Source organism: Paeniglutamicibacter sp. MACA_103 (assembly GCF_045798555.1).
Lineage (GTDB): Bacteria > Actinomycetota > Actinomycetes > Actinomycetales > Micrococcaceae > Paeniglutamicibacter.
Genome location: NZ_JBIXLN010000022.1, coordinates 53,984 through 80,860, shown reverse-complemented (window position 1 = coordinate 80,860; position 26,877 = coordinate 53,984). Strand labels below are relative to the sequence as shown.

The 26,877-nt window shown below is 64.5% G+C and carries 30 protein-coding genes; 16 read left to right on the top strand and 14 right to left on the bottom strand.

The features are described 5' to 3' along the window. Window positions 1-34: 34 nt before the first annotated feature. On the bottom strand, window positions 35-1,294 hold the full coding sequence (locus tag ACIPVK_RS12075) for a DNA recombination protein RmuC (protein WP_407612221.1): 1,260 nt from the start codon (window positions 1,292-1,294) through the stop codon (window positions 35-37). Between the two features lie 53 nt (window positions 1,295-1,347). Between ACIPVK_RS12075 and ychF the strand changes: the two genes are divergently transcribed. After that, window positions 1,348-2,433 (top strand): redox-regulated ATPase YchF, encoded by a 1,086-nt coding sequence (ychF, locus tag ACIPVK_RS12070; RefSeq protein ID WP_407612220.1) that lies wholly within the window; start codon window positions 1,348-1,350, stop codon window positions 2,431-2,433. 262 nt (window positions 2,434-2,695) lie between these two features. Here ychF and ACIPVK_RS12065 read toward each other — a convergent pair whose 3' ends face one another. Genes ACIPVK_RS12065 through ACIPVK_RS12055 form a run of 3 tightly spaced genes read right to left on the bottom strand, consistent with a single transcriptional unit; the run spans window position 2,696 to window position 4,740 of the window. After that, window positions 2,696-3,463, bottom strand: a complete 768-nt coding sequence (locus ACIPVK_RS12065; protein WP_407612219.1) for an SCO1664 family protein — start codon at window positions 3,461-3,463, stop codon at window positions 2,696-2,698. Continuing rightward, on the bottom strand, window positions 3,463-4,023 hold the full coding sequence (locus tag ACIPVK_RS12060) for a DUF3090 domain-containing protein (RefSeq protein WP_407612218.1): 561 nt from the start codon (window positions 4,021-4,023) through the stop codon (window positions 3,463-3,465). Before ACIPVK_RS12060 ends, ACIPVK_RS12065 begins: the two co-directional genes overlap by 1 nt. Window positions 4,024-4,047: 24 nt before the next feature. Then, entirely contained in the window at window positions 4,048-4,740 is a 693-nt protein-coding gene (locus ACIPVK_RS12055) for a histidine phosphatase family protein (RefSeq protein WP_407612217.1), read from the bottom strand. A 585-nt stretch (window positions 4,741-5,325) separates the two neighbouring features. On the opposite strand from ACIPVK_RS12055, the gene ACIPVK_RS12050 reads away from it, so the two are divergent. Next, window positions 5,326-5,475: a hypothetical protein gene (locus tag ACIPVK_RS12050; RefSeq protein ID WP_407612216.1), complete on the top strand. Its 150-nt coding sequence runs from the start codon at window positions 5,326-5,328 to the stop codon at window positions 5,473-5,475. 52 nt (window positions 5,476-5,527) lie between these two features. Here ACIPVK_RS12050 and ACIPVK_RS12045 read toward each other — a convergent pair whose 3' ends face one another. After that, on the bottom strand, window positions 5,528-6,367 hold the full coding sequence (locus ACIPVK_RS12045; protein WP_407612215.1) for an alpha/beta fold hydrolase: 840 nt from the start codon (window positions 6,365-6,367) through the stop codon (window positions 5,528-5,530). A 331-nt stretch (window positions 6,368-6,698) separates the two neighbouring features. Between ACIPVK_RS12045 and ACIPVK_RS12040 the strand changes: the two genes are divergently transcribed. The 5 genes from ACIPVK_RS12040 to ACIPVK_RS12020 all read left to right on the top strand — a co-directional run bounded on the left by ACIPVK_RS12040 (window position 6,699) and on the right by ACIPVK_RS12020 (window position 12,334). Then, window positions 6,699-7,367 carry a class I SAM-dependent methyltransferase gene (locus ACIPVK_RS12040; RefSeq protein WP_407612214.1) on the top strand — a complete coding sequence of 223 codons (669 nt, stop codon included), beginning with the start codon at window positions 6,699-6,701 and terminating at the stop codon, window positions 7,365-7,367. Between the two features lie 12 nt (window positions 7,368-7,379). Next, complete coding sequence (locus ACIPVK_RS12035; RefSeq protein ID WP_407612213.1) at window positions 7,380-7,871, top strand: hypothetical protein; 492 nt, start codon at window positions 7,380-7,382, stop codon at window positions 7,869-7,871. A 590-nt stretch (window positions 7,872-8,461) separates the two neighbouring features. Continuing rightward, the gene (locus tag ACIPVK_RS12030) at window positions 8,462-9,670 is read left to right on the top strand and encodes a mechanosensitive ion channel (RefSeq protein ID WP_407612212.1); all 1,209 of its coding nucleotides are present in this window, start codon (window positions 8,462-8,464) and stop codon (window positions 9,668-9,670) included. 332 nt (window positions 9,671-10,002) lie between these two features. Beyond that, window positions 10,003-11,913, top strand: coding sequence for a translational GTPase TypA (gene typA, locus ACIPVK_RS12025; protein WP_407612211.1), 1,911 nt, complete (start codon window positions 10,003-10,005; stop codon window positions 11,911-11,913). A 28-nt stretch (window positions 11,914-11,941) separates the two neighbouring features. Further along, window positions 11,942-12,334: a hypothetical protein gene (locus ACIPVK_RS12020; RefSeq protein ID WP_407612210.1), complete on the top strand. Its 393-nt coding sequence runs from the start codon at window positions 11,942-11,944 to the stop codon at window positions 12,332-12,334. A 108-nt stretch (window positions 12,335-12,442) separates the two neighbouring features. Here ACIPVK_RS12020 and ACIPVK_RS12015 read toward each other — a convergent pair whose 3' ends face one another. Further along, complete coding sequence (locus ACIPVK_RS12015; protein WP_407612209.1) at window positions 12,443-12,958, bottom strand: helix-turn-helix domain-containing protein; 516 nt, start codon at window positions 12,956-12,958, stop codon at window positions 12,443-12,445. Window positions 12,959-13,033: 75 nt separating this feature from the next. Then, window positions 13,034-13,276: a hypothetical protein gene (locus ACIPVK_RS12010; protein WP_407612208.1), complete on the bottom strand. Its 243-nt coding sequence runs from the start codon at window positions 13,274-13,276 to the stop codon at window positions 13,034-13,036. Window positions 13,277-13,472: 196 nt separating this feature from the next. On the opposite strand from ACIPVK_RS12010, the gene fdxA reads away from it, so the two are divergent. The 4 genes from fdxA to ACIPVK_RS11990 all read left to right on the top strand — a co-directional run bounded on the left by fdxA (window position 13,473) and on the right by ACIPVK_RS11990 (window position 17,130). Continuing rightward, a complete protein-coding gene (fdxA, locus tag ACIPVK_RS12005; RefSeq protein ID WP_407612207.1) occupies window positions 13,473-13,796 on the top strand; it encodes a ferredoxin in 324 nt (107 codons plus the stop codon). 11 nt (window positions 13,797-13,807) lie between these two features. Further along, window positions 13,808-14,917 carry a succinyldiaminopimelate transaminase gene (dapC, locus tag ACIPVK_RS12000; protein WP_407612206.1) on the top strand — a complete coding sequence of 370 codons (1,110 nt, stop codon included), beginning with the start codon at window positions 13,808-13,810 and terminating at the stop codon, window positions 14,915-14,917. Window positions 14,918-15,020: 103 nt separating this feature from the next. Next, entirely contained in the window at window positions 15,021-16,304 is a 1,284-nt protein-coding gene (locus ACIPVK_RS11995) for a citrate synthase (RefSeq protein ID WP_407612205.1), read from the top strand. A 226-nt stretch (window positions 16,305-16,530) separates the two neighbouring features. Beyond that, the gene (locus tag ACIPVK_RS11990) at window positions 16,531-17,130 is read left to right on the top strand and encodes a hypothetical protein (protein ID WP_407612204.1); all 600 of its coding nucleotides are present in this window, start codon (window positions 16,531-16,533) and stop codon (window positions 17,128-17,130) included. 16 nt (window positions 17,131-17,146) lie between these two features. Here the strand turns inward: ACIPVK_RS11990 and ACIPVK_RS11985 are convergent, their stop codons facing one another. Continuing rightward, window positions 17,147-18,064: a hypothetical protein gene (locus ACIPVK_RS11985; RefSeq protein ID WP_407612203.1), complete on the bottom strand. Its 918-nt coding sequence runs from the start codon at window positions 18,062-18,064 to the stop codon at window positions 17,147-17,149. Next, window positions 18,054-19,016, bottom strand: coding sequence for a 2,3,4,5-tetrahydropyridine-2,6-dicarboxylate N-succinyltransferase (gene dapD, locus ACIPVK_RS11980; RefSeq protein ID WP_407612202.1), 963 nt, complete (start codon window positions 19,014-19,016; stop codon window positions 18,054-18,056). Before dapD ends, ACIPVK_RS11985 begins: the two co-directional genes overlap by 11 nt. A gap of 37 nt (window positions 19,017-19,053) precedes the next feature. Here dapD and dapE point away from each other — a divergent pair, with 37 nt between their 5' ends. Then, entirely contained in the window at window positions 19,054-20,208 is a 1,155-nt protein-coding gene (dapE, locus tag ACIPVK_RS11975; protein WP_407612227.1) for a succinyl-diaminopimelate desuccinylase, read from the top strand. 118 nt (window positions 20,209-20,326) lie between these two features. Here the strand turns inward: dapE and ACIPVK_RS11970 are convergent, their stop codons facing one another. From ACIPVK_RS11970 to ACIPVK_RS11955, 4 genes are all read right to left on the bottom strand, one after another. Continuing rightward, window positions 20,327-21,229, bottom strand: a complete 903-nt coding sequence (locus ACIPVK_RS11970; protein WP_407612201.1) for an amino acid ABC transporter permease — start codon at window positions 21,227-21,229, stop codon at window positions 20,327-20,329. Further along, window positions 21,226-21,906, bottom strand: a complete 681-nt coding sequence (locus tag ACIPVK_RS11965) for an amino acid ABC transporter permease (RefSeq protein ID WP_407612200.1) — start codon at window positions 21,904-21,906, stop codon at window positions 21,226-21,228. Before ACIPVK_RS11965 ends, ACIPVK_RS11970 begins: the two co-directional genes overlap by 4 nt. 87 nt (window positions 21,907-21,993) lie before the next feature. Further along, entirely contained in the window at window positions 21,994-22,821 is an 828-nt protein-coding gene (locus tag ACIPVK_RS11960; RefSeq protein ID WP_407612199.1) for a glutamate ABC transporter substrate-binding protein, read from the bottom strand. A gap of 73 nt (window positions 22,822-22,894) precedes the next feature. After that, complete coding sequence (locus tag ACIPVK_RS11955; RefSeq protein WP_407612198.1) at window positions 22,895-23,671, bottom strand: amino acid ABC transporter ATP-binding protein; 777 nt, start codon at window positions 23,669-23,671, stop codon at window positions 22,895-22,897. A 124-nt stretch (window positions 23,672-23,795) separates the two neighbouring features. Here ACIPVK_RS11955 and ACIPVK_RS11950 point away from each other — a divergent pair, with 124 nt between their 5' ends. From ACIPVK_RS11950 to ACIPVK_RS11940, 3 genes are all read left to right on the top strand, one after another. Then, window positions 23,796-24,584, top strand: coding sequence for a TIGR00730 family Rossman fold protein (locus tag ACIPVK_RS11950; RefSeq protein WP_407612226.1), 789 nt, complete (start codon window positions 23,796-23,798; stop codon window positions 24,582-24,584). 47 nt (window positions 24,585-24,631) lie between these two features. Further along, on the top strand, window positions 24,632-24,979 hold the full coding sequence (locus ACIPVK_RS11945; RefSeq protein ID WP_407612225.1) for a DivIVA domain-containing protein: 348 nt from the start codon (window positions 24,632-24,634) through the stop codon (window positions 24,977-24,979). Between the two features lie 110 nt (window positions 24,980-25,089). Further along, the gene (locus ACIPVK_RS11940; RefSeq protein WP_264270931.1) at window positions 25,090-25,257 is read left to right on the top strand and encodes a DUF3117 domain-containing protein; all 168 of its coding nucleotides are present in this window, start codon (window positions 25,090-25,092) and stop codon (window positions 25,255-25,257) included. A 124-nt stretch (window positions 25,258-25,381) separates the two neighbouring features. Here ACIPVK_RS11940 and ACIPVK_RS11935 read toward each other — a convergent pair whose 3' ends face one another. Continuing rightward, a complete protein-coding gene (locus ACIPVK_RS11935) occupies window positions 25,382-26,017 on the bottom strand; it encodes an O-methyltransferase (protein ID WP_407612197.1) in 636 nt (211 codons plus the stop codon). A 219-nt stretch (window positions 26,018-26,236) separates the two neighbouring features. On the opposite strand from ACIPVK_RS11935, the gene sigE reads away from it, so the two are divergent. Further along, entirely contained in the window at window positions 26,237-26,866 is a 630-nt protein-coding gene (gene sigE / locus ACIPVK_RS11930; RefSeq protein WP_407612196.1) for an RNA polymerase sigma factor SigE, read from the top strand. Window positions 26,867-26,877 lie beyond the last annotated feature (11 nt).

Here is a 26,877-nt window from a genome sequence, read left to right as displayed (position 1 = left end):
CGCTTGCCCCGGGGCCGGTCGCCCGATGGAAGCCTCAGTCCCGGGCGTCGCGCCGCGTCAACGGCAGCACACCCGACGCCGCGTCCTCGGCCGCATCGAGCAGCTCACCGGCACCGAGCGCGCGCGGGGTCGCCTCGATGACCGGTAGGCCATGCAGCGCCGCGGCCGGATCGTGTTCCGCACCGAGCCCCGGATCCAGGTCCCGGATGCGCCGGGCGCTGGGCAGCACCCGGGCCTCGAGCGCACCGACGAACGCGTTGTACTTTTCCACGCTTCCGCGCAACGAGGCACCCAGCTTCGACACGTGGCCGCCCATGGTCCCCAGCCGCTCGTACAGCTCGCGGGACTGCACGAAGAGCTCGCGCGCATTCTCTGTCAGCAGCTCCTGCCGCCACGCGAACGCCAGTCCCTTGAGCATGGCCAGCAGCGTCGCGGGGGACGCCAGGGCGACGTTCTTGCCGAACGCGTGGTCCAGCAGCGCGGGATCCGCGCCCAGCGCGTCGGCCAGGAACGACTCGGCGGGCAGAAAACACACAACCAGCTCGGGGCTGCCGTCCACGGCATTCCAGTAGGACTTGGCAGCCAGCGCGTCGACGTGGCGGCGCAGCGCCTTTGCGTGCTCCTGCATCTGCTCCTTCGCCTTGGCGCGTGAAGCGGCGTCCGGGGCAGCCGAGAGCTCCTGCGCCTTCAGGTAGGCGGCCAGCGGGACCTTTGAATCCAGCGCAATCGTCTTGTTTCCCGGCAGGCGAACCACCATGTCGGGGCGCAATCCCTCGGAGGTGCGCAACTGTTCGGTGAAGTCCACGTGGGCAAGCATTCCCGCGGCCTCGACCACCCGGCGCAATTGCGCCTCGCCCCAGGTGCCGCGCGCGGCATTGTTGCCCATGGCGGCGGCCAGCGAATTGGTGGTGCGCAATAGTTCGGAATCGTTTTGTGCGGCCTGGACCAGTTGCTCGCTGAGCTGCCCGAACTGCTCCACACGGTCACGTTCCAGCGTGGAGACCTGTTGGCGGACCTGTCGCAGCTGCTCGGCCACCGGTGCCAAGGCACGGAGCACCGACTGGTCCTCGTTCCCGCGCACCCGATCCTCGGTGGCCCGCTCGCGCAGTTCGGCCACCTGGGCCTGCGCCCCGGCCAGCAACTGCGCGGTCTGCGCCAATTCGTCGCGAACCGCGCCGGTCTCGGCCAGAGCGGCCGACCTCGGCACCCGGTTCACAAACCACCACGTAATGACACCCAGAATGAACCCAACAACCAGCGAGCAGAAGGCCGCCACCCAGAACAATGCATCCATGTGACAACCATCCCAGCACGCACCGACGGTTTTGAACGGTAGACTCTATTCCCGTGGCTCTTACAATCGGAATCGTCGGACTGCCCAATGTCGGCAAGTCAACCATGTTCAATGCTCTTACCCGCGCGCAGGTCCTCGCGGCCAACTACCCGTTCGCGACCATCGAACCCAATGTGGGTGTCGTGCCGTTGCCCGATGCCCGCCTGAAGGTGCTCGCCGGAATCTTCGGCTCCGAGCGCATCCTGCCGGCAACGGTGTCCTTCGTGGACATCGCCGGCATCGTCAAAGGCGCCTCCGAGGGTGAAGGCCTGGGCAACAAGTTCCTGGCCAACATCCGCGAGGCCGAGGCCATTTGCCAGGTGACGCGCGCATTCTCGGACCCCGACGTGATCCACGTCGACGGCAAGGTCGACCCTGCCTCGGACATCGAGACGATCGCCACCGAGCTGATCCTCGCCGACATGCAGACCATCGAGAACCAGCTGCCGCGCCTCGAAAAGGAACTGCGGGCCAAGAAGATCGAGGCCTCCTTCATCGACGTGGTCAAGGCCGCGCAGAAGGTCCTCGAGGAGGGAAAGACCCTCTACGCCGCAGGCAAGGCCGCCGGAATCGACATCGAAGAGCTGGCACCGTTGCAGCTGATGACCACCAAGCCGTTCATCTACGTGTTCAACACCGACGAAGAGGGCCTGGCCAACACCGCCATGCAGGAGGAGCTCTCCGCCCTCGTCGCACCGGCCGAGGCCATCTTCCTTGACGCGCAGTTCGAGTCCGAGCTGGCCGAGCTGACCGAGGAAGAAGCCGAGGAGATGCTCGAGGACGCCGGCTACACCGAGTCCGGCCTGGACAAGCTGGCCCGCGTCGGCTTCGACACCCTCGGCCTGCAGACCTACCTCACGGCAGGCCCGAAGGAAACCCGCGCCTGGACCGTCCCCAAGGGCGCGACCGCCCCGCAGGCCGCCGGCGTCATCCACACCGACTTCCAGCGAGGCTTCATCAAGGCAGAGGTCTTTGGCTTCGAGGACCTGGTCGAGGCCGGTTCGGTTGCTGCCGCCAAGTCCGCGGGCAAGGCCCGCATCGAGGGCAAGGAATACATCATGAAGGACGGCGACGTCGTGGAGTTCCGCTTCAATGTGTAGGTCCTGACCTCCTGGAAACCTTTGCGATGGCCGCCAAGAACATGCGTTCTTGGCGGCCATGCGCTTTTCCGAGCGGTTGCCGCTTCAACGCAGCCAGCATCCCGCTGCATACCGAACGGGTGACCAAACTCGTGGCCGCAATCAAGATTGGCCAAAGAACTTAAGGCATCCTTCTTGCCTGGCGTTGGATCCGCCCCGCGGGCGCGCCTTTAGAGGACGACTCAACGTGACACGGACTGCGAAGCCAGTAGCCGTAATTCCCTTAGAAAAGCGGCCAGGGCACCGCCGGCATCTCACCGCTCGGAGCCGGAAACCGCCCTGCCAGGCGCAGCCGGTCGCAGCGCGCGGCGAGCGATGCGATTTCTTCGGCGCTGAGCAAGCCTGCCAGGTTTCGGCCCAGCTCACCATGCAGTCCTTCACTGACACGATCTATGCCGTCTTCTTCGTCGGCGGTCAGGGCGTCGCCCCGCCAGCCCCACAGCACCGTGCGAAGCTTGTGGTCGCGGTGAAAGGTGAGTCCATGGTCCACGCCGTGCCGGTGTCCGCCAATCATGGCAAGGATGTGGTCGCCTTTGCGGTCGGCGTTGTTGACGATGACGTCGAACACCGCCATGCGTCTGAGCGCCGGCGAGTCTTCGTGAACGAGGGCGACCATCCGTCCGTTCTCATCTCGTCCCTGGAGAACATGTTTCCAGCCCGACTCCGGCACATGGTCCGCCGCGATCAAGTTCACGGCGTTTTGGGCGGGATCCTGCTCCCGCCAGAGCTGCACCATTCCTTCGCCCATCGGACCATCGCGCAGCCAGGTGCGGGGCACGACGCCCCAGCCGAAGGCCTGCGAGACCAGATAGGCGGCCACCTCCCGGTGGGCCAGCGTTCCCTGGGGAAAATCCCACAGCGGACTCTCGCCGGCTATCGGTTTGTAGACCACCACCACGCCGCCGATGCTGCCTAGAAAAGTGGCGTTTGAAGCCGTCGTGATACGGCCGGTGAGAGTCAGCTCGGCGGCCACTAGGTCCGGCGTTGGCATCAGGCTTCGGGAAGGGTGCAGGTGTGTCCGTCAGCGTCTACGGGATAACCACAGAGCGGGCACAGAGGACGTCCAGCACCCACGATCTCGCGGGTGCGCTTGGCGAATGCGCGGGCGGTGCCGACCGGGATTCGCACGCGCAGCATTTCGGCTTCGTTGGCCCCGTCCTCATGAAGCGATTCGTCGTTGTCATCGGAATCGGAATCGTCATCGGTGATGGGGTGCGCCTCAATGACGATCTGGGCCGTGGTTGGGTCCCACCCCAAGCTCATGGCCCCGGTGCGAAACTGCTCCTGGACGGACTCGAGCGGGTCATTGTCGACAAGTTCAATGGGAGTACCCGTGGGGATGCTGAAGGGGTTGTTCTCCACGGTGGTGAGCTGGTCGAGAATTTCGTCGATCTTCTCCGCGAGCAGAGCCGACTGCTGCTTCTCCAGGGCAATACTCACGAGTTGCTTCCCTGCGCGCACCTGCAGGTAGAACGTACGCGCCCCCGGAAGGCCAATGGTGCCGATGACGACCCGATCAGGCCAGGAAAACTCGTGAACACGTGTAGGCATGTCAGTATTCTAGGCCCATGGGCTTCACGGCGCCTTTTGACCTGCACCGCCGCCAACCGGCGCATCGCCGGAGTCGATGCCGTTCGACAACCACGACAGATCACCCGCATCGGTGTTGGTCGCGTAGACGCTTGGCCGACTAGCGCCATAGCGCACGATCGATATGGAGGCGGGGCCCACATTGATACGTTGGAACAGGTCAAGGTGCATGCCTAGCGCGTCAGCGAGGATTGACTTGATGATGTCACCGTGACTCACTGCGGCCCACACGGCCCCTGGCCCGTGCTCGGATTCGAATGCTGCATCGTGGCGGCGGATTGCTGCCACTGACCGGGCCTGCATCGCGGCCAGGGATTCACCGCCCGGAAAGACGACAGCGGACGGTTGCGACTGGACAACCGGCCACAAATCCTCGGTCGTGAGATCACTGAGCATGCGGCCCTGCCATCGGCCGTAATCGCACTCGGTGAGATCGAGGTCGACTGGCGCGTACGGCGCGCCAGCCTGGCGATCCAGAATGAACTGGGCCGTCTGCTGGCAACGCTCAAGAGGGCTCGACACCACCCCGACCAAGGGCACGGGCGCGAGCCGGTCTCCGGTAAGGGCCGCCTGGTCCCGCCCGATCTGGTCCAGACTGACGCCGACAGCCCGCCCGGCGAGCAGTCCAGTGGCATTGGCTGTGGAACGGCCGTGCCGCACGAGAATAACTGTCGCCATCCACCCAGCCTAACCACCCGCCGTCGACGAACCCAGCCCCCGAGCCGAATGCCGCCAACCTGATGGGCAATCAGAGCCAGCCGTTTCAGGTGAATCCCCTTGACCTCACCACGCATTCGCGCCCGTCCTGCGCCCAGGTATCTCGTGATCCCGGAATCTGAGTCGAGCTCCATCCCGTGCTCAACGTGCTCGTCGGACAGGAGCTTCTTCAGCGTCGCGGCCGCGTGCCTTTGCAAGTCCCGAGGCGCAAACTCTTCGAACTCTCCAACTTGATTCGGCTCGTTCGAAGACGTTGGCTACGTCTCTTTCGTTTTCCGTTTTTTGTCGAGGCTGGTCCATACCAGAGCTCGGTGGAATTCCGCTTCAACGTTTAAGCACGTTTCCGCTTCTTATTCGCGCTTCCGCCCCGGTCAACTCATCCACGAGTTGGCCGGGGCGTTGCCATCGACACGGTGGTTGGCCGCCGTAATACGTGATGATTCCGGTTCCGGGGATGAATGCGGATAGGGAGCTCTTGGCGTCACGTCGAATTCGGGTTCAAGGCATTGCGTTACTGGCGCACTGCGCCACCTTGGGCAAAGCCTGATGGAGGAATCCAGCAAAGGTTCCGGAATCAGGCAGAACATCCAGCAGCGGCACGGCCAGCGCACTCGTCGTCCCGGAGACCTCTCCCGGGAAGCCTTTGTCGATGAGGCCATCGCCGTGATCCAGCAATGCACGCCGGGGCAGCGCTGAACCCTTGGTGGGCCAGTCGGATGGTGGCAGTAAACGAGCCGTCGGGCTGTGGTCAAAGCTCCAGCATCGCCGCTGCGACTTCATCGGCGGCTGAGTCGGGGATCGCGGTCGATGACTCGTCGAGCACGAGGAGCCGCGCCTCGGGGATCTCCCGTGCCAGCGCTTCGCCGTTGCCGATCGGGAAGAACGGGTTGCGGCGGCCGTGTACCACCAGCGTGGGCAGCGCGAGGCTGGCGAGGCGCTCGCGCCAGCGTGGCTTGCAGTCCAGCTTGGAGAAGACGATTCCGAGCTGGTTGGCCATGTGCACAGCGGGCAACCCGCTGGGTGTGCGGTCCCAGATGCGTGCGGCGACGGCCCGAGCCGCGGCCGGGTCGTTGCCGAGGATCTGCGCGCTTTCGGCCGCGTAGTCGGCCACCGCGTCGCGGTCGGACCAGTCGGGCCCGGATCGCGAGAACAATTTTCCCATCGTCGCTTGATCGTGGTCGGGCAGGTCCTGATCGACCCGCCCGGGGGCGACCGGTCGCGTTCCGACGAGGGTGAGCGCCGAGAACGCCTCCGGGTGGTCGAGGGCAGCGATCTGGGCGACCATTCCGCCGACTCCGATGCCCGCCAAGTGGGCGGGCCTGTCATCGAGCTCGCTGGCGAGCGCCGCGGCGTCGGCGGCGAGGTCGCGCAGCGTGTATGTCGGCTTCGTGGGATCACCGGTGGTCGATGTGCCGCTGTCCCGCAGGTCGTAGCGCACGACGCGCCGGCCGCCGCGCGCGAGGGAATGGCAGAGCGCGTCCGGCCAGGAGAGCATGGTGGTGCCTCCTGCGCACAGGACCAGGGGCGCGGCCGAATCGCCGAAGCACTCAATGCCGAGCCTCACGCCGTTTACCTCACGCGTCGTCATGGCGGGCACACCTCGGTGGTAACGGTACGGCTTGCGAGTTCCTCCCCATCGAATGATGGGTCCAAGAACGCAACTGGAGTTTCCATGGTTGCCCATGGCGCATAGGCCGTCAACCACCTCACGCGAGCATTAATTCTGAGTCAACGCGCCCCCCGCCTTGACGGGGCGATGCCGCCGCGGGACGGTTGACGTGTGAAGTCGACCGAGGACGGCCACCTCCGGCCGACGGCTTCGGCGACGGCATGGGGCACGAGGCGCAGCCGCCGGTGTGGGACACCCTCGTGCCGGCACTCGTCGACCATGTGCGGCGCCATCGCGGGAAGGGACACTGATGCGTGAACCGAATGGGGCGTCTGGCCGATCCTCCACGTGGCTCGCGGAGACGCGGAGTTCGTATGACTCCGATGCCGCCGGGTACGCCGAGGAGGTGCAGGGGTTCCTGGAGACCCATCCGCACCTGCGGGCGCATCTGGACCTGTTCGCGGAGCTGGTGCGCCGCGACGGCGGCGGGCAGGTGGCGGATATCGGGTGCGGGCCCGGATACGTCACCGCGCACTTGCACGACTCCGGCGTCGAGGCGTTCGGGATCGACCTTTCCGCCGAGATGGTGGCGATTGCGCGGCGGGACTACCCGGGGCTGCGCTTCGAGGAGGGCACGATGACGCACCTCGAGGCGGGGGACCGTTCGCTCGCCGGCGTCGTCGCGTTCTGGTCCACGATCCATGTTCCCGACGAGGCCATGCCGGGCGTGGTCGCCCAGTTCCATCGCGTGTTGCGGCCCGGAGGCCATGTTCTCGTCGGCTTCAAGGTCGGCGACTGGACCCGGCACTCCTCGACCGGGTACACCGGTGCGCCGATCAGCTTGGACACCCACCTGCGGCAAACGCGCACGGTGTCCGACTGGTTGCGCGGTGCCGGTTTCCTCATCGAGTCTGAATCAATCCTCCGGCCCGACGACGAGGTCCCGGGCGCGCTCGTCCTCGCCCGGAAGCCGGGATGAGGGTGCCTGCGCGTGGCCGGCATGCGTAGGAGAAGGCCAACCGGCCTTGCCGCCCTGCTGCTCGCGGCATTGGCCGTACCGGGGTGTTCAGTTTCCGGGCCATGCCCGGCGATCGGCTGGATCAACACCGTCGGCATCCGCCTCACCGGGGCCGTGCACGATGTCGCAGCCGTCGGGGTGTGTGCTGACGGCGAGTGCGTCACGTCGGCTCCGCCGGACTCCGACGATCCGTTGCGGCCCTTGGCTCCGGGGGCACCGGCTGCCGCCACGCCGACGCTGCATGCGATTGCCTCGCCGTTCTTCGTTTCCCGCGTCGACCAGCGGACTTGGCAGGCATCGGTGGCAATGTCGACGCCGGAAACGCTCACGCTGCGCGTGCTGGGCACCACGGGGCACGTGCTCGTCGAACGGGACGTCGCACTTCAATGGCGGCGTGTCGGGGGAAGCGAACGCTGCGGGGGACCGGTCGAAGCAGGGCCGGTCATCGTCGACATCCCGTCCTGATGCGGTTGGGGTCGTGAAGCACCTTCCGGACTCGAGGCGGCGTGCGCCTGAGTGAAGGTCCCGTAGTCCCGATCAACCACGGAACACGGTGGCGTTCCGAGGCGATGCCCAAGTTGCCTTCCGGCGCGCAGCCGCGAGAGCACCGGCCGACCCGGAGAGAACTTCTAGTTGTATATAAGTGGAAGTCGTCCCGCCATACCGAGGATCACGCTCGATTGTCGGGTCTTGGTGGGCGGCGCCGATGGAAAAAGCGTGTTGGTCGAAAAACCCCGTGGTTGCGCAAAATCCAGGCATTGGGGGGATGCCTGGAAATGAAAGCCCGTGCTGCCATCATTCGGTGACGACGTCGGCGAAGGCCAAAAAACACTGAATGCGTCGTGTGAATTACAAGCGATGGATAGAATGCGTCGTTTTGACATGCCACAGGCATTGAAACCGTCGAACTGTGACGTGACAAACGCTGATATCGAATCCGGGCCTTGATCCCACTGGTTGTTTTAGTGTCGCGGAACATGTTGTCTATAGTCAGCACACAATTCGGAAAGGATAAGCGGTTCGCAGGCACGACTCCTCCAAGTGAAGGATTTCTCATGAACATGGAAAGTTTTGATTGGGCCGGCATGGCGCAGAAGGTCGCCATCGCCGTAATAATCCTGCTGGTGACCTGGCTGTTGGCCAAGGTAGTCAAGTGGGCCATTGGAAAACTCGTGGGGCGGGTTAAAGGGTTGCAGCGTCAGGGCAACGACGGACAACAACTTGGGGAATCACTCGGCAAAATTGCGGCACTTATCATCTGGCTCTTTGGGCTAGTTGCCATCTTGCAGGTCTTTGCGCTCTCCGAGGTCTTGGCTCCGGTGCAGGATTTGCTCGGCAAGGTCATGGCCTTCGTCCCGAACCTTATCGGTGCGGGCATCATCTTCTTCATCGGCTACATGATCGCCAAGATCGTGCGGCAGCTGGTGACCACGGCATTGGGCGCTGTCGACTTCAGCAGGCTCACTGCACGATTCAGGCACGGGGAGACCGAAGTCGACCCGGTCGCAACACGTGAACAGAATGCCAAGATCATTTCCATCATCGGAAACCTGCTCTTCGCAATCATCGTGATCGTGGTGGGCATCAGTGCCTTGCAGGTGCTGGGCATCGCCGCGATCTCCGATCCCGCCCAGCAGATGCTGACGATGATCATGAATGCGATCCCGCAAATCATCGCTGCATTGATCTTGCTGGCCATCGGCTTCGTCATCGCCAAATTTGTCGGAACGATCCTGGAAAGCACGCTGCAGGGAATCGGCACCGATTCGGTAGTGCACAAGTGGGGCATCGTCCCTGCCGACAGGAGCGCTTCGGCCATCATTGCGTTGCTGGTGAAGATCGCCATCATGTTGTTCTTCGGCATCATGGCGGCGCGTCAGCTGAACTTCCCGGAAGTCACCAACATCCTAAACCAAATCCTGGCACTGGGTGGCAGCGTCCTCTTCGGCGGCTTGATCATCGCCGCGGGGTTCCTGATCGCCAACATCGTGGTCTCGATCGTCGGCCCGGGAACGGCGGCCACGGTGATCCGCTGGGCCACGATCGCGCTGTTCATCGCGATGGGCCTGAAGTACATGGGTATCGCTGACTCCATCATCAACATGGCCTTCGGCGCAGTGGTGATCGGCGGTGCACTGGCCGCGGCACTCGCCTACGGGCTGGGAGGGCGCGAAGTTGCCGCCCGGTCGTTGCAGAAGCTGGAGAATAAGCAGCCGCCACCGGCACCCCCGGCACACGCCGGGCCAGTGAACCCGATGGGTTAGGCACCAACAACAAGTGACTGCAACGCCGGTTTCACGGCGTGGCGGCAGGCAGGGCGGTTTCGGGAACACTCCTGAAACTGCCCTGTTTCTTTGCCGGGAAGCGCTCCGCGGTGGATGGCTGGCGGAGGGGCCGGGCAGGCGGCGCGCGACAGATATCTGTCGCTGCGGGAGCCGCGGGGCCGGCCCGCACGGGTCAGCACGACCAAGTGTTCATGCGTGAGATAAGGCACGTTTCACACCAGATTTCCCATTAGGACTAGAATGGTTAATTGGGTCAGTCGTGGCCCCGACCCCCGAGACCCAAATTCTCTAGAAGAAGTGAGCCTTTTCGCATGTCAGATACCACCATCATCGCTCGTGAAGACCTGCGCAACGTAGCCATCGTTGCGCACGTTGACCACGGCAAGACCACCTTGGTCAACGCAATGCTCCAGCAGACCGGTGCCTTCGACAGCCACGGTGAAACCGAAGACCGCGTGATGGACTCTGGCGAGCTGGAACGCGAAAAGGGCATCACCATCCTGGCCAAGAACACCACCGTGTTCTACAACGGCCCGGCCGCCAACGGCCACAACATGACCATGAACATCATCGACACCCCCGGCCACGCCGACTTCGGTGGCGAGGTCGAGCGCGGCCTGTCCATGGTCGACGGCGTTGTGCTGCTCGTGGATGCCTCGGAAGGTCCGCTGCCGCAGACCCGCTTCGTGCTGCGCAAGGCACTCGTTGCCAACCTGCCGGTCATCATCGTGGTCAACAAGACCGACCGTCCCGATGCCCGCATCGACGGCGTCGTCTCCGACTCCATGGACCTGCTCTTGGGCCTGGCTTCGGACCTGGCCGACGAAGCCCCGGACCTGGACCTGGACAAGATCCTGAACGTCCCGATCGTCTTCGCCTCGGGCAAGGCCGGCTTCGCCTCGGTGAACCAGCCCGCCGACGGCACCATGCCGGACAACGAGGACCTCGAGCCGCTGTTCGAGACCATCATCAAGCACGTTCCGGCCCCGACCTACACCGAGGGCGAAGTCCTTCAGGCACACGTCACCAACCTTGACGCCTCCCCGTTCCTGGGCCGCCTGGCGCTCATGCGCATCTTCAACGGCACCCTGCGCAAGGGCCAGCAGGTTGCTTGGGCCCGCCAGGACGGCGAGCTGAAGACCGTGAAGATCACCGAACTGCTGGCCACCAAGGGCCTGACCCGTGTTCCGGCCGAGTCCGCCGGACCGGGCGAGATCGTCGCAGTTGCAGGCATCGAAGACATCATGATCGGCGAGACCCTCACCGACATCGAGAACCCGAAGCCGTTGCCGCTGATCACCGTCGACCCGCCGGCCATCTCCATGACCATCGGTATCAACACCTCGCCGCTGGCCGGCAAGGTCAAGGGCGCCAAGGTCACCGCACGCCAGGTCAAGGATCGCCTTGACAAGGAACTGATCGGTAACGTTTCGCTGAACATCCTGCCGACCGAGCGTCCCGACGCCTGGGAAGTCCAGGGCCGTGGCGAACTGGCACTGGCAATCCTCGTCGAGCAGATGCGTCGCGAAGGCTTCGAGCTGACCGTGGGCAAGCCGCAGGTAGTTACCAAGCAGATTGATGGAAAGCTTCACGAGCCGATGGAGCACATGACCATCGACGTACCCGAGGAATTCCTCGGCGCAGTGACCCAGCTGATGGCTGCCCGCAAGGGCCGCATGACCAACATGGCCAACCACGGCACCGGCTGGTGCCGCATGGAGTTCATGGTTCCGGCACGTGGCCTGATCGGCTTCCGTACCCGCTTCCTCACCGACACCCGCGGTGCGGGCATTGCCGCTTCGTTGGCCGAGGGCTACGAGCCATGGGCCGGCCCGATCGAATACCGCACCAACGGTTCGATCGTGGCTGACCGCTCCGGCGTCGTCACCCCGTTCGCGATGATCAAGCTGCAGGAGCGCATGTCCTTCTTCGTGGCACCGACCTCCGAGGTCTACGAGGGCATGATCGTCGGCGAGAACTCACGCGCCGATGACATGGACGTGAACATCACCCGCGAAAAGCAGCTCACCAACATGCGTGCGGCTTCCTCGGACACCTTCGAGAACATGACCCCGCCGCGCAACCTGACTCTGGAAGAGTCCCTCGAATTCGCCCGCGAAGACGAGTGCGTTGAGGTTACCCCGGAGGCAATCCGTATCCGTAAGCTCATCCTGAACGCCGGCGACCGCGCCAAGGCCAACCGTGCCCGGGCAAAGTCCTAACAAGGCGAATGGCGTAACCGCCTCCACGTTGGGCAGCGTCCTGGCCGCATTGGCGGCCGGGGCGCTTGCCGCCGTGGTGGGAACAATCCTGCATGCCTCGTTGGGCTATGCGGGGGACATCCCGATTCCCTGGGGCGCCGCCCTGGCGCTGCTGCTGACCGGGGCCCTGACCTATTGGGTGGGGCTGCTGCGCGGCAAACTGTGGGTCAGCGCGCTCACCGGCTTGGCAACGTACGTGTTCGTGGCATTGATCTCGACCGACACGAACAACCAGATGATCGTCTCCACCCAGTTCATCGAGATGCTTCCGGGCCCGGCGCTGGCCGGGGGAATGTGGGTGTACGGCATCATCGTCCCGGTCATCGTGTCGATCCTGCTGGTCTCCCGGCAATTGCGCGCCGCAGCACGTACCCGCGGCTGATCCCGGGTGCGGGCCGATATGGCCTTCACCCAACGCAACACCAAGACATATATGACAGGACCCCGCCAGAGCACGCTCTGCGGGGTCCTGTCATTGGTTGGCGGGGGGTTAGGCCGCGCCGGTGGCCTTCTTGGACGACTTCATGTCCAGGTGATGTGCCAGGAAGAGGGAAGTGGCCACCCCGTCGTGCTCCGCATCGCGCATGGCGTAGTCCTCGATGACCGCGTGGATGCGTGACATCATCTCCTTCTGCGTGGCCTCGCTGAGCTTCAGGCCCACGCGCATGACCTGGATTTCCTGCGGGGCCAGGCCGTCGATTTCCTGGAGGAACGTGTCAACGAGCAGGGGGGCGGCATCCGGCAGCTTGGTCCCCCAGGAGAGCTTCGTGCTGCGGTAGGGCACTTCCTTGGCACCGCGGTTCCCCCGGCGCGTCTCCTCGGCGGCAAGGAATCCGTTGGAGAGCAGGGTGCGCACGTGGTGGAGCGAGGTCGCCGGATTGATGTCCAGCATGTCCGCTATTTCCTTGTTGGTACGCGATTCGTGCAAGCAAAGTCGCAGGATGCGAAGACGGAGCGGGGAGCTCAACGCCCTGGCACGGGCCTGTACCTCTTCATCTGTGGCCATGGTTTCAGCATACGGGAAATCACGCCACTGATTGAAACTTTCAAATCGCTCGGCGTGTGGCTGTCTGCCGGCCGGTCAGCGCCGGGGCCGCCGGGCCGGCGGGGGAGGGACGGCCTTGGCGTGGGTGATTCCGGCGCGGTCGATGGAGACCATGCCGCCGCGCGTTTCGAGGACCACGTGGGTCTCGGTCACCGACTGCACGTTGCCCAGGGCATCGGACAGCCGCTCGCCGGCGCTTCCCTGCTCGTCGGGTGCCAGGCGATAGCGAATGACCACGCGGGTGCCCGAGGGAATCGTGGTGAAGAGATCCGGATCCATGTCTTGAGTCTAGGCCGGGCCGTAACATGACACCGTGAGTCAGAGAGGGATGTGTGCGAAGCCACATTCATGGCGGGAGCGCCGTTAGACCAGGCAAAGCGGCCCCAACGGGACTAAGCTATTGGAGAGCATGCATAGCCGCGTGCCGCATGACCAGACAGTTCATGATCCGTTGTAAAGGAAGGCCCCGGGTACCGTGACCTACATCATCGCCCAGCCGTGCGTCGACGTCAAAGACAAGGCGTGCATCGAGGAATGCCCCGTGGATTGCATCTACGAAGGCGAACGCTCGCTGTACATCCACCCCGATGAATGCGTTGACTGCGGCGCCTGCGAACCGGTGTGCCCGGTGGAGGCCATTTACTACGAGGACGATGTCCCCGACCAGTGGGCCGAGTACTACAAGGCCAACGTGGAGTTCTTCGACGAGGTCGGTTCCCCGGGCGGCGCGGCCAAGCTGGGCAACATGGGCATCGACCACCCGATCATTTCCGTCCTGCCGCCACAAGTCCAGGACTGATCGCCACCACCATGCTGACGCTTCCTGACTACCCGTGGAATGCCCTTGCTCCCTACGCGGCCCGCGCCGCCGAGCACGAGGGCGGGGCCGTGAACCTTTCCATCGGCACCCCCGTGGACCCGACCCCCGAGATCATCGTCCGGGCCCTGCGCGAGGGCGCAAACGCCCCGGGCTATCCCACCACCCACGGCACGCCGCAGCTGCGCGAGGCCATCGTGCACTGGTTTGAACGGCGGCGCGATGTGCGCGGCCTGGTCGCCGACGACGTCATGCCGACCGTCGGGTCCAAGGAGCTGGTGGCCTGGCTGCCGTTGCTGCTGGGCCTGGGCTCCGGGGACCTGGTGGTCCGCCCGCTCGTGGCCTACCCCACCTACGACATCGGTGCGCAATTGGCCGGGGCGGACTCGATCGCCGCGGATTCGCTGGAAGAGCTCTCGGAGGCCGACCGTGCCCGCGTGAAGCTCGTCTGGGTCAACTCGCCGGGCAACCCCACGGGCATCGTCCGCGGGGGCGCGGAGCTCAAGGCGCTGGTCGACGACGCCCGCTCGCTGGGCGCGGTGGTGGCCTCGGACGAATGTTACGCCGAGCTCGGCTGGGGCGAACACGAGGCCGGGGTCCCGAGCATCCTTCACGAATCGGTCTGCGGCGGGGACTTCACGGACCTGCTGGCCGTGTACTCCCTTTCCAAGCAGTCGAACGTCGCCGGGTACCGCGCCGCCTTCGTGGCCGGGGCGCCGAACCTGATGCCCGCCCTGGTCAACAACCGCAAGCACGCGGGCATGATCGTGCCGGCCCCGGTTCAGTCCGCCATGATTGCTGCCCTGAACGACGACGAGCACGTCAAGGTGCAAAAAGATTTGTACCGGGCACGCCGGGAGGCGCTCGTTCCGGCCCTCGGGGCATTCGGCTTGCGCATCGTGGACTCGGTTGGCGGGCTGTACCTGTGGTGCACCGCGGACGAGGACTGCTGGATGACCATCGGCCGGCTTGCCGATCTGGGCATCGTGGCCGGGCCCGGAGCCTTCTACGGGACGGCCGGGGAGAACTTTGTGAGGATCGCGCTGACTGCCAGCGACGAACGCATCCGATGCGCCGTCGAACGGTTGAATGCGGCAGTCTGAAACCCAAACGTGACCAACCAATTGGTGTCAATCGCCTCCTAAACGGTAGCGTGACAGTGATTACTGACCATCGGATTCATCTGCATTCCGGTTAGGAGAGACAATGACGGATAACAATTCTGCTCAGCTCAGCTTCGGCGGCAACAACATCGAACTCCCTGTTGTGCCCGCGGTAGAAGGCAACAACGGCTTTAACATCGCACCCCTGTTGAAGGCGACAGGCGGCGTGACGTACGACCCCGGCTTCATGAACACCGCGGCGACAAAGTCCGCGATCACCTTTATCGACGGCGACGCGGGCATCCTGCGCTACCGCGGCTACCCGATCGAGCAGCTCGCCGAGAAGTCCAGCTTCCTGGAGACCAGCTACCTGCTGATCTACGGCAACCTGCCCTCGGCCACCGAGCTGGAGGAATTCGACCAGAAGATCCGCCGGCACACCCTGCTGCACGAGGAGCTCAAGGGCTTCTTCGGCGGCTTCCCGCGCGACGCGCACCCGATGCCGGTGCTCTCATCGGCAGTGTCGGCCCTGTCCACCTGGTACCAGGACTCGCTGGACCCGTTCAACGAGGAGCAGGTCGAGCTCTCGACCATCCGCCTGTTGGCCAAGATGCCGGTGCTTGCCGCCTACGCGCACAAGAAGTCCATCGGCCAGGCACTGCTCTACCCGGACAACTCGATGAACCTGGTCGAGAACTTCATGCGCCTGAGCTTCGGCCTGGCCGCCGAACCGTATGACATGGACCCGGTCATGGTCAAGGCGCTGGACCAGCTGCTGATCCTGCACGCGGACCACGAGCAGAACTGCTCCACCTCCACGGTGCGCCTGGTCGGTTCCTCGAACGCGAACATGTTCGCCTCGGTCTCCGCCGGCATCAACGCCCTCTTCGGCCCCGCCCACGGCGGCGCCAACGAAGCCGTGCTGAAGATGCTGCGCCAGATCCAGAACGACGGCCTGAAGCCGGCCGACTTCATGGAGAAGGTCAAGAACAAGGAAGACGGCGTCCGCCTCATGGGCTTCGGGCACCGCGTCTACAAGAACTACGATCCGCGCGCCAAGATCATCAAGAACACGGCCCACGAGATCCTCTCCAAGCTCGGCGGCAACGACGAGCTGCTGGACATCGCGATGTCCCTGGAAGAGCGCGCGCTGAACGACGACTACTTCATCTCGCGCAAGCTCTACCCGAACGTCGACTTCTACACCGGCCTGATCTACAAGGCCATGGGCTTCCCGGAGAAGATGTTCACCGTGCTCTTCGCCATCGGCCGCCTGCCGGGCTGGATCGCCCAGTACCGCGAGATGCTGCAGGACCCGGAAATGAAGATCGGGCGTCCGCGCCAGCTCTACGTCGGCGAGTCCGAGCGCAGCTACCCGAACAGCTAGGACCGTCCGGAGCCGTCGTCGGGAAGATTCCGGCGGCGTGCAACCGGCAGCACTGCATCCCGAAGGGTGTCGGTGTGGTTGAAGGAGCCAGGCTCCTGCAGCGACACCGGCACCCTTTCGCGTGCCCGGCCCGCACCACCGGTTCCCCGGATTTTCGGGGCATTTGTGCGATTCCGGGCTTATCCTTGAGATAGGCGAGCGATTTCAAGGAAACGGGTGTGCACAGATGGTGCTGGAGTCTGGTTCAGGTTGGAAGGTTTCGGCCGATATCGACAAGGAGATGTTGCTGGCGCTTTATTTCCGGGATCTGGCTGCCATCGAGCCAGTGGGAGCCATGTCCCTGGCGCCGCTCAGTCCCCGGGTCAAGCCGGCTGCCGCGCGCGAACTTGCCCTGGATGCCGCCGGGGAGCTGCGCCAGGAATGGCAGAGTTGGTGGGAACGGATCCTCTCCGACAGCCAGCCGACCATCGACAGCGACGCCGAGCCCGACTTTGCGTGCTTCTCGGATTCACCGAGCCTGCAGCACCTGTTGCGCGCCCATTACGGCAACGCCTACACCTGGACGCAGAACAGGATGGGGGAGTACCGGGCGTACTGCCTGGACAACACCAAGGAGCGCCTGGAGCTCTTGGCGCGCCTCTTTGCCGAACGCGAGCTGGAGGGCAGGAACGTCGAGGACCTGCACCTGAAGCTGGTCGAGCTTCCGCTGTCCGAACGCCGTGCCTGGTTCGTGGAACCGAACACGGTGATCCTGAGCCAGGAACTGATGCGCGATGCGACGCTTTTCCGCAGCTACCTGCAGCCCATCATCGACCTCTTGACCTAGCAGCGCCGGTTCGGCCTCACTGAGGGGAACCGGCCAGGGAGATGATGACGTAGCCGTCAGTGGTGGCCGCGGGCACCCAGCGGCCCTCGGAGCGGTTCCACACCAGACCGGCATAGGAGACCGACTCCGTGTTGTGCTTCTGCGCGTTGGCCACGGCCCACTGGGCGATGGCCCAGCCCTGCTGCCCGCGCACCGGGATCCGCACGCGGTTTCCGGAGATGCCCTTGGCGTCCTTGCCGGTGGCTTCCAGCAGGTCGGCGGCCACCACCTCGGCCGAACCGGCTGCCTCCGCCGGGCGCAGCGTGCAGTTGAGCGTCGAGGGGGAGGCGCCGGTCAACGCCGAGGCAAAGGCGCTTGCCTTCTCCTCGTGCTGGGCGTAGGCCCCGGGGTAGGCCGAGCGCTGGACCTTCTGCGCCGCATCGGTCAATGCCATGGACTGGTAGTCGAAGGTCTCCAGCTCCTGGAAGAAGCGGTTCGCCGCATAGACGGGGTCCTGGACCTGGGCCTCGGTGCCCCAGCCCATGGAGGGCCGCTGCTGGAACAGCCCCCGGGAATCCGGACCTGCGTTGTCGCCGTAGTCGATGTTGGTGAGCTTGGACTCTTGCATCGAGGTGGCGATCCCGATGGTGGCGGCACGCGTGGGCATCCCGCGCTTGCCGGCCACCGCGGCGATCACCGCGGCATTGGAGGTCTGATCTGGGCTCAGGGTGTGCAGCGTCGAGCCAACCAGTGCGGTGCACTTCTGCCGCACCACCGTGGCATCGATCCCGATGAAGTTCACCGCCGCGTAGAGCCCACCCCCGATGAGCCCCAGGGCAAGCACCAGGGCCAGCAGGGTGCGGCCCCAGCGTCGGGGCCCGCGGTGCCGACCGTGGTGGTGGTCGGCACGCCGCGAGCCCAACGCGAGAACGCGTTGGTGTGCGTCAGTTGGCATGCAGGACGCTGTTCAATTCGACGTGCTGGCCGGCCCGCGGCAGCGCCTCCACGGCACCGGTGAGCGAATTGCGGCGGAAGAGCAGGTTGGAAACGCCGGAGAGTTCCACGGCCTTGACCACCTGGTCCCCGAGCTGGACGCGGGTGCCGGCGGTGACATAGAGCCCGGCCTCGACGACCGAGTCGTCGCCGATGGAAATCCCCACGCCGGAGTTCGCGCCGAGCAGCACGCGTTCGCCGATGACGATCTTTTCCTTGCCGCCGCCGGAGAGGGTGCCCATGATGGAGGCACCGCCGCCCACGTCCGAGCCATTGCCCACCACGACCGAGGCGGAGATCCGGCCCTCGACCATGGAGGCGCCCAGGGTGCCGGCGTTGAAGTTCACGAAGCCCTCGTGCATGACGGTGGTGCCCGGCGCCAGGTGCGCGCCGAGGCGGACGCGGCCGCCGTCGGCAACGCGCACGCCGGCGGGAACAACGTAGTCAAGCATTCGGGGGAACTTGTCGACCCCGTACACGGTCAGCGTCCCGCGTGAGCGCAGGCGCAGGCGTGTGCTTTCGAAGTCGACCACGGCGCAGGGGCCGAAGTTGGTCCACACGACGTTCTGCAGCAGGCCGAAGGCCCCGTCGAGGTTGACGTGGTTCGGTTCCACCAGGCGGTGGGAGAGCAGGTGCAGGCGCAGCCAGACGTCCGCGGTGTCCGCGGGGGCTACGTCGAGGTTGATCTCCAGCGCAATCACCGACTGCGTGGTGCCGCGCTCGGCATCGTCGCGCGCGGCGGCGGCCAGGTCCCCGGAGATCTTCGCGGCCTTTTCCAGGACACCGACCACCGGTGCCGGGAACCAGGCGTCCAGGACCGTGCCGTCGGCGGCGTAGGTGGCCAGGCCGTGGGCCGAGGCGATCCTGAGGTCGTGGGTGGAGGCGGGCGTTGCGTGGGTGTCTACCGGAGTCATGAATCAATCCTAGCGCGGGCACCGGTACTAACCTTGGATTGTGCACAGCAAACCCAGCCCCGCTTCCCCCGCCACGCCCGCGTCCATCGACCTGGACCTGCGCGAAGACGTTGCCGACCTGACCGCCCGCCTGATGGACGTCGAATCCGTCTCCGGCAACGAGCGGGCCCTGGCCGACGCCATCGAGTCCGCCCTGCGCCGGATCCCGGGGCTGGAGGTGCACCGCGATGGCGACGCGATCGTGGCGCGCACGCAGCTGGGCCGCGCGGAGCGGGTGATCCTGGCAGGTCACCTGGACACCGTCCCGCTGCCCACGACGCCCGGGGCGCGGGGAACCGTGCCGGTGAGCTGGGACGGCGAGACGCTCTACGGGCGCGGGGCCACGGACATGAAGGGCGGGGTGGCGGTCCAGCTGGCCCTGGCGGCCACGCTGCAGGACCCGAACCGGGACGTCACCTTCATCTTCTACGACCACGAGGAGGTCGAGGGCTCCAAGTCGGGCCTGGGACGACTCTTCCGCAACTGCCCCGAACTGCTGGGCGGCGACTTCGCCATCCTGCTCGAACCCACCAACGGCACGGTTGAGGGCGGCTGCAACGGCACCAGCCGCTACAAGGTGCGCACCCGCGGCGTCGCGGCGCACTCGGCGCGCGCCTGGATGGGCGAGAACGCCATCCACGCCGCGGCGCCCATCCTGCGGATCCTGGCCGACTACGAGCCGCGGACCGTGGACGTCGACGGGCTGCAGTACCGTGAATCGCTCAATGCGGTGCGCATCAACGGCGGCATCGCCGGCAACGTCATCCCGGACTACTGCGAGGTCGAGGTCAACTACCGCTTCGCGCCGGACAAGGACGTGGCGGCCGCCGAAGCGCACGTGTTCGAGCTCTTCGAGGGATTCGAGATCGTCCGCACCGACGGCGCCGGCGGTGCCCGGCCCGGGCTGCGGCACCCGGCAGCCGCCTCCTTCGTGGCCGCGGTGGGGCAGACGCCGAAGCCCAAGTTCGGATGGACGGATGTCGCCCGCTTCTCGGAGCTGGGGATTCCGGCGGTGAACTTCGGCCCGGGCGATGCGCTGCTGGCGCACTCGGACGACGAACACGTCACCCGTACCGCCATCCACGACTGCCTGGGAGCGCTGCGTCGCTGGCTGGGCGGGGAACCCACCGCCCCTCGCGGCACCGGCGTCTAGCCGGAACGCCTTCCAGAGCCGCGCACCAAAGCCAAAGGGCCGGGCGGCAGTCGGAGTCTCGTGGAATACGAGACCGACTGCCGCCCGGCCCTTGCCGGTCCGGGGAACCTCGGTTGGCTTACGGGACCGAACTGCCGGGCACCTTGGTGTTCAGGTCCGCGACCACGACGGGGACCGCCGGGTCCATGGGCTTGCCCGCGCTGATGCCGCGGCTGCTGAGCCGGCGGGCAACCACGGAGGCCAACTTCGAGAGCGCGAAGTTGATCAGGATGAAGATGGCGGCCGCAACCACGAGCCCCTGCAACACGTTCGCGTTGCCGGTGCCGACGAGCCTGGCGTTGAAGAGCAGCTCGTTGAAGTTGATGATGTACCCCAGTGCGGAGTCCTTCAAAATGACCACGAACTGGCCGATCAGCGCCGGCAACATCGCGATGAGTGCCTGCGGGATCTCGACGTTGCGCAGCGACTGCCCTCGCGTCAGGCCAATGGCAATGCCCGCCTCGCGCTGGCCCTTGGGAAGGCCGAAGACGCCGGAGCGAATCAATTCCGCCACGATCGAGCCGTTGTACAGGGTCAAGCCCACGACCACCGCGACGAATGGCGAGTCGCTGGGGGCCACGATCCCGGAGCGCGCCAGGATGATCCAGAGGAAGATCATCATCAGCAGCACTGGCACCGCGCGGAAGAATTCCACGACGATGGAGCTGATCCAGTTGACCACCTTGTTGGTGGACAGCCGCCCGATGCCGAAGATGAATCCGAAGACCAGCGAGGTGACGATGGCGACCGCCGCCGCCCTCAGGGTGTTCAGCAGGCCCGGCAGCAGGTAGTTCTGCCAGATGGAGCCCTCGCCGAACACCGACCACTTCTCGGCAGTCAGCTGGCCGGCATCGTTCAGGACCTTGTACAGGTAGTAGACCAGTACGATTGCCAGCAGCACGCCGATGACGTTGATGACGACGACTCGGCGCCGCGCCTTGGGCCCGGGGGCGTCAAAGAGTACGGATTCGGAGACTTTCATCGTGCCACCGCCAACTTCTTGGATAGGTACGTGGTGAGCAGGCCGACGGGGATCACGACGATCACGAAGAACACGGCGATCGTGAGGAAGATCAGGATTCCCACATCGGCACGGAACTCCAGCATGGTTTTCATGAGTCCCGAGATCTCGGCCACCGAACCGGCCACGGCCACAGTGGTGTTCTTGATCAGCGCGATCAGGACGTTGCCCAGCGGGGCGATGGCTCCGCGGAAGGCCTGCGGCAGGATGACCAAGCGGGCGGCGGGCATGAAGCTCAAGCCGATGGCTCGGGCCGCCTCGGCCTGTCCCAGGGGCACGGTGTTGACGCCCGAACGGATGGCCTCGCACACGAATGCGGAATGGTAGATCGTCAGTCCGAGGATGGCGATCTGGAAGAAGTTGAGATTGAAATCCGAGCTGAACTGGACCTGGAACACGCCGAACAACACCAGCACGCCAAAGGCCATGATGATGGTCAGCGGGGTGTTGCGGAAAATGTTCACGTACGAGGTGCCGAAGGCGCGGAAGCTGGGCACCGGCGAAATACGCATCAGTGCCAGGATCGTGCCCAGGACCAACGACCCGATGGCTGCCCAAAAAGTCAGCTGCAGGTTGCCCCAGAAGGCGGACATCATTTGTCCGCCGTATTCATCCCACAGGGAAAGGTAGCCTTGCATGGCTTACTCCTTTAGGGTGCGATTGGTGCGGGACCCACCCGGAGCGGATCGCGCGCCGGATGGGTCCCATGGAGAATCGGTCAGCGGCTAGGCGCAGGCCTCGGGCTTCGGGGGGTTCAGCTTCGCATTGGGCGAGTAGCCGGTGCCCTCGGTGTTTGCCTGGAGCGCCTTCTCCCATTCGCCGGAGTCGACCATCTTGGTGATTGCCGTGTTGATGTCGGCGCAGGTGGTGGCGTCCTTGCTCAGGCCAACCCCGTACTTCTCCTCGGAGAATGTGTTGCCCACGACCTTGAACTTGCCCTTGTTGGCCTCGGTTGCAGCCAGGCCGGCCAGGATGATGTCATCGGTGGTGACGGCGTCGATGCCGCCGGTTTCCAGCAGGCCCAGGCAGTCGGCGTAGCCGCCCTGCTCAACCAGGCTCACGCCGGGGTAGGAATCGGAAACCTTCTTGGCCGACGTCGATCCGGTCACGGAGCAAAGCTTCTTGCCGGTCAGGGTTTCCGGGCCGGTGATGGAGGTGTCGTCCTGGCGGACCAACAGGTCCTGGCCGGCCACGAAGTACGGTCCGGCGAAGGCGACGCGCTCCTTGCGGGTGTCGGTGATGGAATAGGTCGCGAAGATCATGTCGACCTGCTTGGTTTCCAGCAGGGTTTCGCGGTTGGCCGACGGGGCGGAGACCCATTCGATCTTGTCTTCGGTGAAGCCGAGTTCGTTGGCGACGTACTTGGCAACATCGACGTCGAAGCCCTTGTACGTTTCGCCGTCCTTGAACCCGAGTCCTGGCTGGTCGAACTTGATGCCGATCTTGACGGTATCACCGTCGCCAGTTCCTCCACCGGAACCGCCACAGCCGGTGAGTGCCAATGCCGCGGCCGCTGCCATGGCTGCTACTGCTGAAATGCGAGACTTACGCATCGTTTCTCCTTGTTGTGATCAAGGATGAGAGCGAGGTTCTCATCCATCGAACTAAGATCGTCGTGGGATGGCTTTAGTGCGTGATGAGTTTGCCGAGGAAATCCTTGGCCCGTGAGCTCTTCGGGTTGGTGAAGAACTGGTCGGGCGTGGATTCCTCGACGATCTGGCCATCGGCCATGAAGATGACTCGGTCGGCGGCCTTGCGGGCGAAGCCCATCTCGTGGGTGATCACGATCATGGTCATGCCTTCCTTGGCCAGGCCAATCATGGTGTCAAGGACCTCGTTGATCATTTCCGGGTCCAAGGCGGAGGTCGGCTCGTCAAAGAGCATGACCTTCGGGCGCATGGCCAAGGCACGGGCAATGGCCACGCGTTGCTGCTGTCCGCCGGAAAGTTGGGCCGGGAGCTTGTCCTTCTGGTTGGCAACGCCAACTCGCTCCAACAATGACATTGCGAGTTTGTCGGCATCCGCCTTTTTCATGCCCTTGGCCTTGATCGGGCCCAGAGTGACATTTTCCAAAATGGATTTGTGTGCGAAAAGATTAAATGACTGGAATACCATGCCGACATCGGCACGGAGTTTGGCCAGCATTTTGCCTTCCTCAGGCAACACCTTGCCATCGATTTCAATGGTTCCGGTATCGATGGTTTCGAGGCGGTTGATGGTGCGGCATAGCGTCGACTTGCCCGAGCCGGATGGGCCCAGAACGACGACGACCTCACCCTTGCTGACTTCAAGGTTGATGTTCTGTAGAACATGGAGTTGGCCATAGTGCTTATTCACCGCGGAGAGCTTGACAATGGGAGTCAGGTCCGACTTAGCGCTATTCGAGTGGGAATCAGTGCTCATGACAAGAACCCTATCCGAAGTGACGCGCTTCACGACCATGATTTGGCCAGTCGATGCCAAATCTTTGCCTAAAAGCGTCATGACGCGGCCAGTGGGAGCGGGTATTGCCACTACAGTGGAGGGCATGCATCGCCAGAATTCGCACTCCAAGAGCTTTGATTCCCTGCCCGACCCGGCACGCCGAAAGGGCTCGGTTGTGTTGCGCCGCTCGCAGGCCAAAACCGAGCAGTCGGACGCCTACCTGCTCGATACGCGTGAGGACCAGGATTTCACCCATTCCGATCCGTGGCGGGTCCTGCGCATCCAGAGTGAATTCGTTGAGGGCTTCGGAGCCCTTGCCGGGCTGGGACCGGCAATCAGCGTGTTCGGTTCCGCCCGTACTCCGCGCGGATCGGAACGCTACGTGCAGGCCGAAAAGATCGGCGAGCTCATTGCCGCCGCCGGGGTGGCTGTGATAACCGGTGGTGGACCCGGGGCCATGGAGGCCGCTAACAAGGGCGCAGTGGCCGCAGGCGGCATCTCGGTCGGACTGGGCATCGAGCTTCCATTCGAAACCGGGCTCAACGAGTGGGTGGACCTGGGTATCAATTTCCGGTACTTCTTCGCCAGGAAGACGATGTTCGTCAAGTACTCCCAAGGATTTATCGTCTTGCCTGGCGGTTACGGAACATTGGATGAACTCTTTGAGGCGCTGACCCTGGTGCAGACCGAAAAGGTCACAGGATTCCCCATTGTTTTGGTAGGCATCGCGTATTGGACCCCGCTTCTGGAATGGCTTCGAAACACCGTTGCCGAAGGCGGTGCCATTTCCGTTTCCGATCTGGACTTAATCCGCGTAACCGACGATATCGAAGAAGCCGTGGATATCGTCGTCGAATCGGCCCGGCCCAGTGGCTTTGTCGCGGCCGATTAAATCTCTGTCACTGATCCCTAACAGCAAAGGAGCGCGGGTTGGTCTACATGTTGCTGGTGGTCGCCATCGTAATTCTTGGCGCGGCAGTGTGCTTGGGCGTGGGGAGCAAACGGAGCCGGGCGGGCCGGGAGGGGCAACGTTTTGAGCCGATCCGCGGCCCGATACACGGGCTGGTCGAGCCGGTGGCCACCCTGCCTCCGGTGCTCCTGCCCGAGCGGCCGAGCGCCGAAGACGTGGAGAATGTGAGCTTTTCTCTGGCGCTGCGAGGATATCGCTGCGATCAGGTCGACGAGGTCCTCGGTGCCCTTTCGGCCGAGATAAGCCGGTTGCATGAGGTCATCGCGGCACACGGAAAAGATCCTGTGATTAGCAACACGAGCCATTCTTCGGAATAATGGGACGTAGCAAGTTGAAAGCGGATCACGAATAACCAGATTCGCCGATTAACTCACCACCGGGTGAAGGCCCAAATGTCCTTTACCTCAAATGAAAGGGAACAGCGCTAATGGCTGCGATGAAACCACGTACCGGGGATGGTCCGATGGAAGTCACCAAGGAAGGCCGTAGCCTGATCATGCGCGTACCGATTGACGGTGGCGGACGTCTGGTTGTTGAACTTAATGCCGACGAAGCCGCCGAGCTGCGCGATTGCTTGGTAGGTGCCACCGAGTAGCACTCGGGGTCGGAACGTCGCGGGGCGGGGACTTGGCCGGTTTGGTCAGGTGTCCGCCCCGCTGTGCGTCATGAAGCGATCGAAACCAGGGCGAGGGGTTCCTCCCTGGACTTACCGGGGTGGGCTAGCTGATTCGGGCGGCGAGCTGCAGGCCAAGGCCGGTGGGCACCAGCGAGCTGACGAATCGTTCGTCCTCACGCAGCAGGCGGGTCGCATTGCGCGTGGCCACGGTGCTGGGCTGGCGCACGGCCGGCTTGGGGACGCGATGCTGGTCGAAGGCGTCGTGCACGATGACCAAGCCGCCGACCTTGACCAGGCGGATGCCCTGGGTGACGTACTCCAGAAGGTGCGCCTTGTCCGCGTCGATGAACACCAGGTCGTAGGCTCCGTCGGTCAGCCGGGGCAGCACGGCCTGGGCGCGGCCGGAAATGGCCCGGGTGCGTGAGCTGTCGACCCCGGCGTCATGGAAGGCCGTACGTGCCGCGGCCAGGTGGTCGACATCGATGTCGATTGTCGTCAACGCCGACTGTCTTCCCGCCCCGCGCAACAGGCTGGTGCCCGAGACCCCGACGCCGGTCCCTATCTCCACCATGTTCCTGGCCTTGGAGATGGCGGCGAGGAGCGTCAGGAAATTGGCCGTGGCCGCTCCGACGGATTCCACGCCCAGCTCGCGGCCCCGTTCCCGGGCACGCTCAAGCACCGCATCCTCCTGTGCCTGGGCCTGTGAGTATGTCCAGCTGCTAAAGATGTCCAGGTTCATGGGTGTGCGGCAAATCCTTTGAGGTGCGGAAGCGGTGCGTTGCGGGGTGGTTCCGTGGCCCGCCCGGTGAGGCGGCAGGGGCACGATGCGGCTTTCTTGCTGATGCCGACAGGCCAATCCTATCCTTGTCGAGGGCCCAGTCAGGGGCCAACCCAAAACAATGAAGCGACACAGCTTGCTTTCAGCTTCTGCTCAGGAGCCTGCGCGAGACTTGATGACGTGAATGCATCGAATCTCTCCTTGGCCAGCGGCGTACGCTCCCCTGACGAGCCTGCGGAGCTCGAGGTTCCAAGTTGGGACGAAATCGTCAGAGACCATTCGCCGCGGGTCTACCGCCTGGCCTATCGCTTGACCGGGAACCGCCAGGACGCCGAGGACCTGGCCCAGGAAACATTCGTGCGGGTCTTCCGCTCGCTACACACCTTCACCCCCGGCACCATCGGGGGCTGGCTGCACCGCATCACCACCAACTTGTTCCTGGACCAGGCGCGGCGCAAGTCCCGGATCCGCTTCGACGGCCTGGCAGAGGATGCCGAGGCGAAGATTCCCGGTACCTCGCCCGGCCCGGAACGAAGCTTCGAATACAACAACCTGGATGTCGACGTCCAGGCGGCACTGGACGCGCTCAGTCCCGAATTCCGGGCGGCGGTGGTCTTGTGCGACCTCGAGGGCCTTTCCTATGAGGAAGTCTCCGAGGCCCTGAACGTGAAGCTGGGCACGGTCCGTTCACGCATCCACCGTGGCCGGGGGATGCTGCGCGAGAAGTTGGCCCACCGCAACCCGGCCGTCAGGCCCGCGGCAACCATGGCGTTGCCCAAGATCCGGCGGACGATCCCGGGAGTGCGCTAGGGCATGCATCG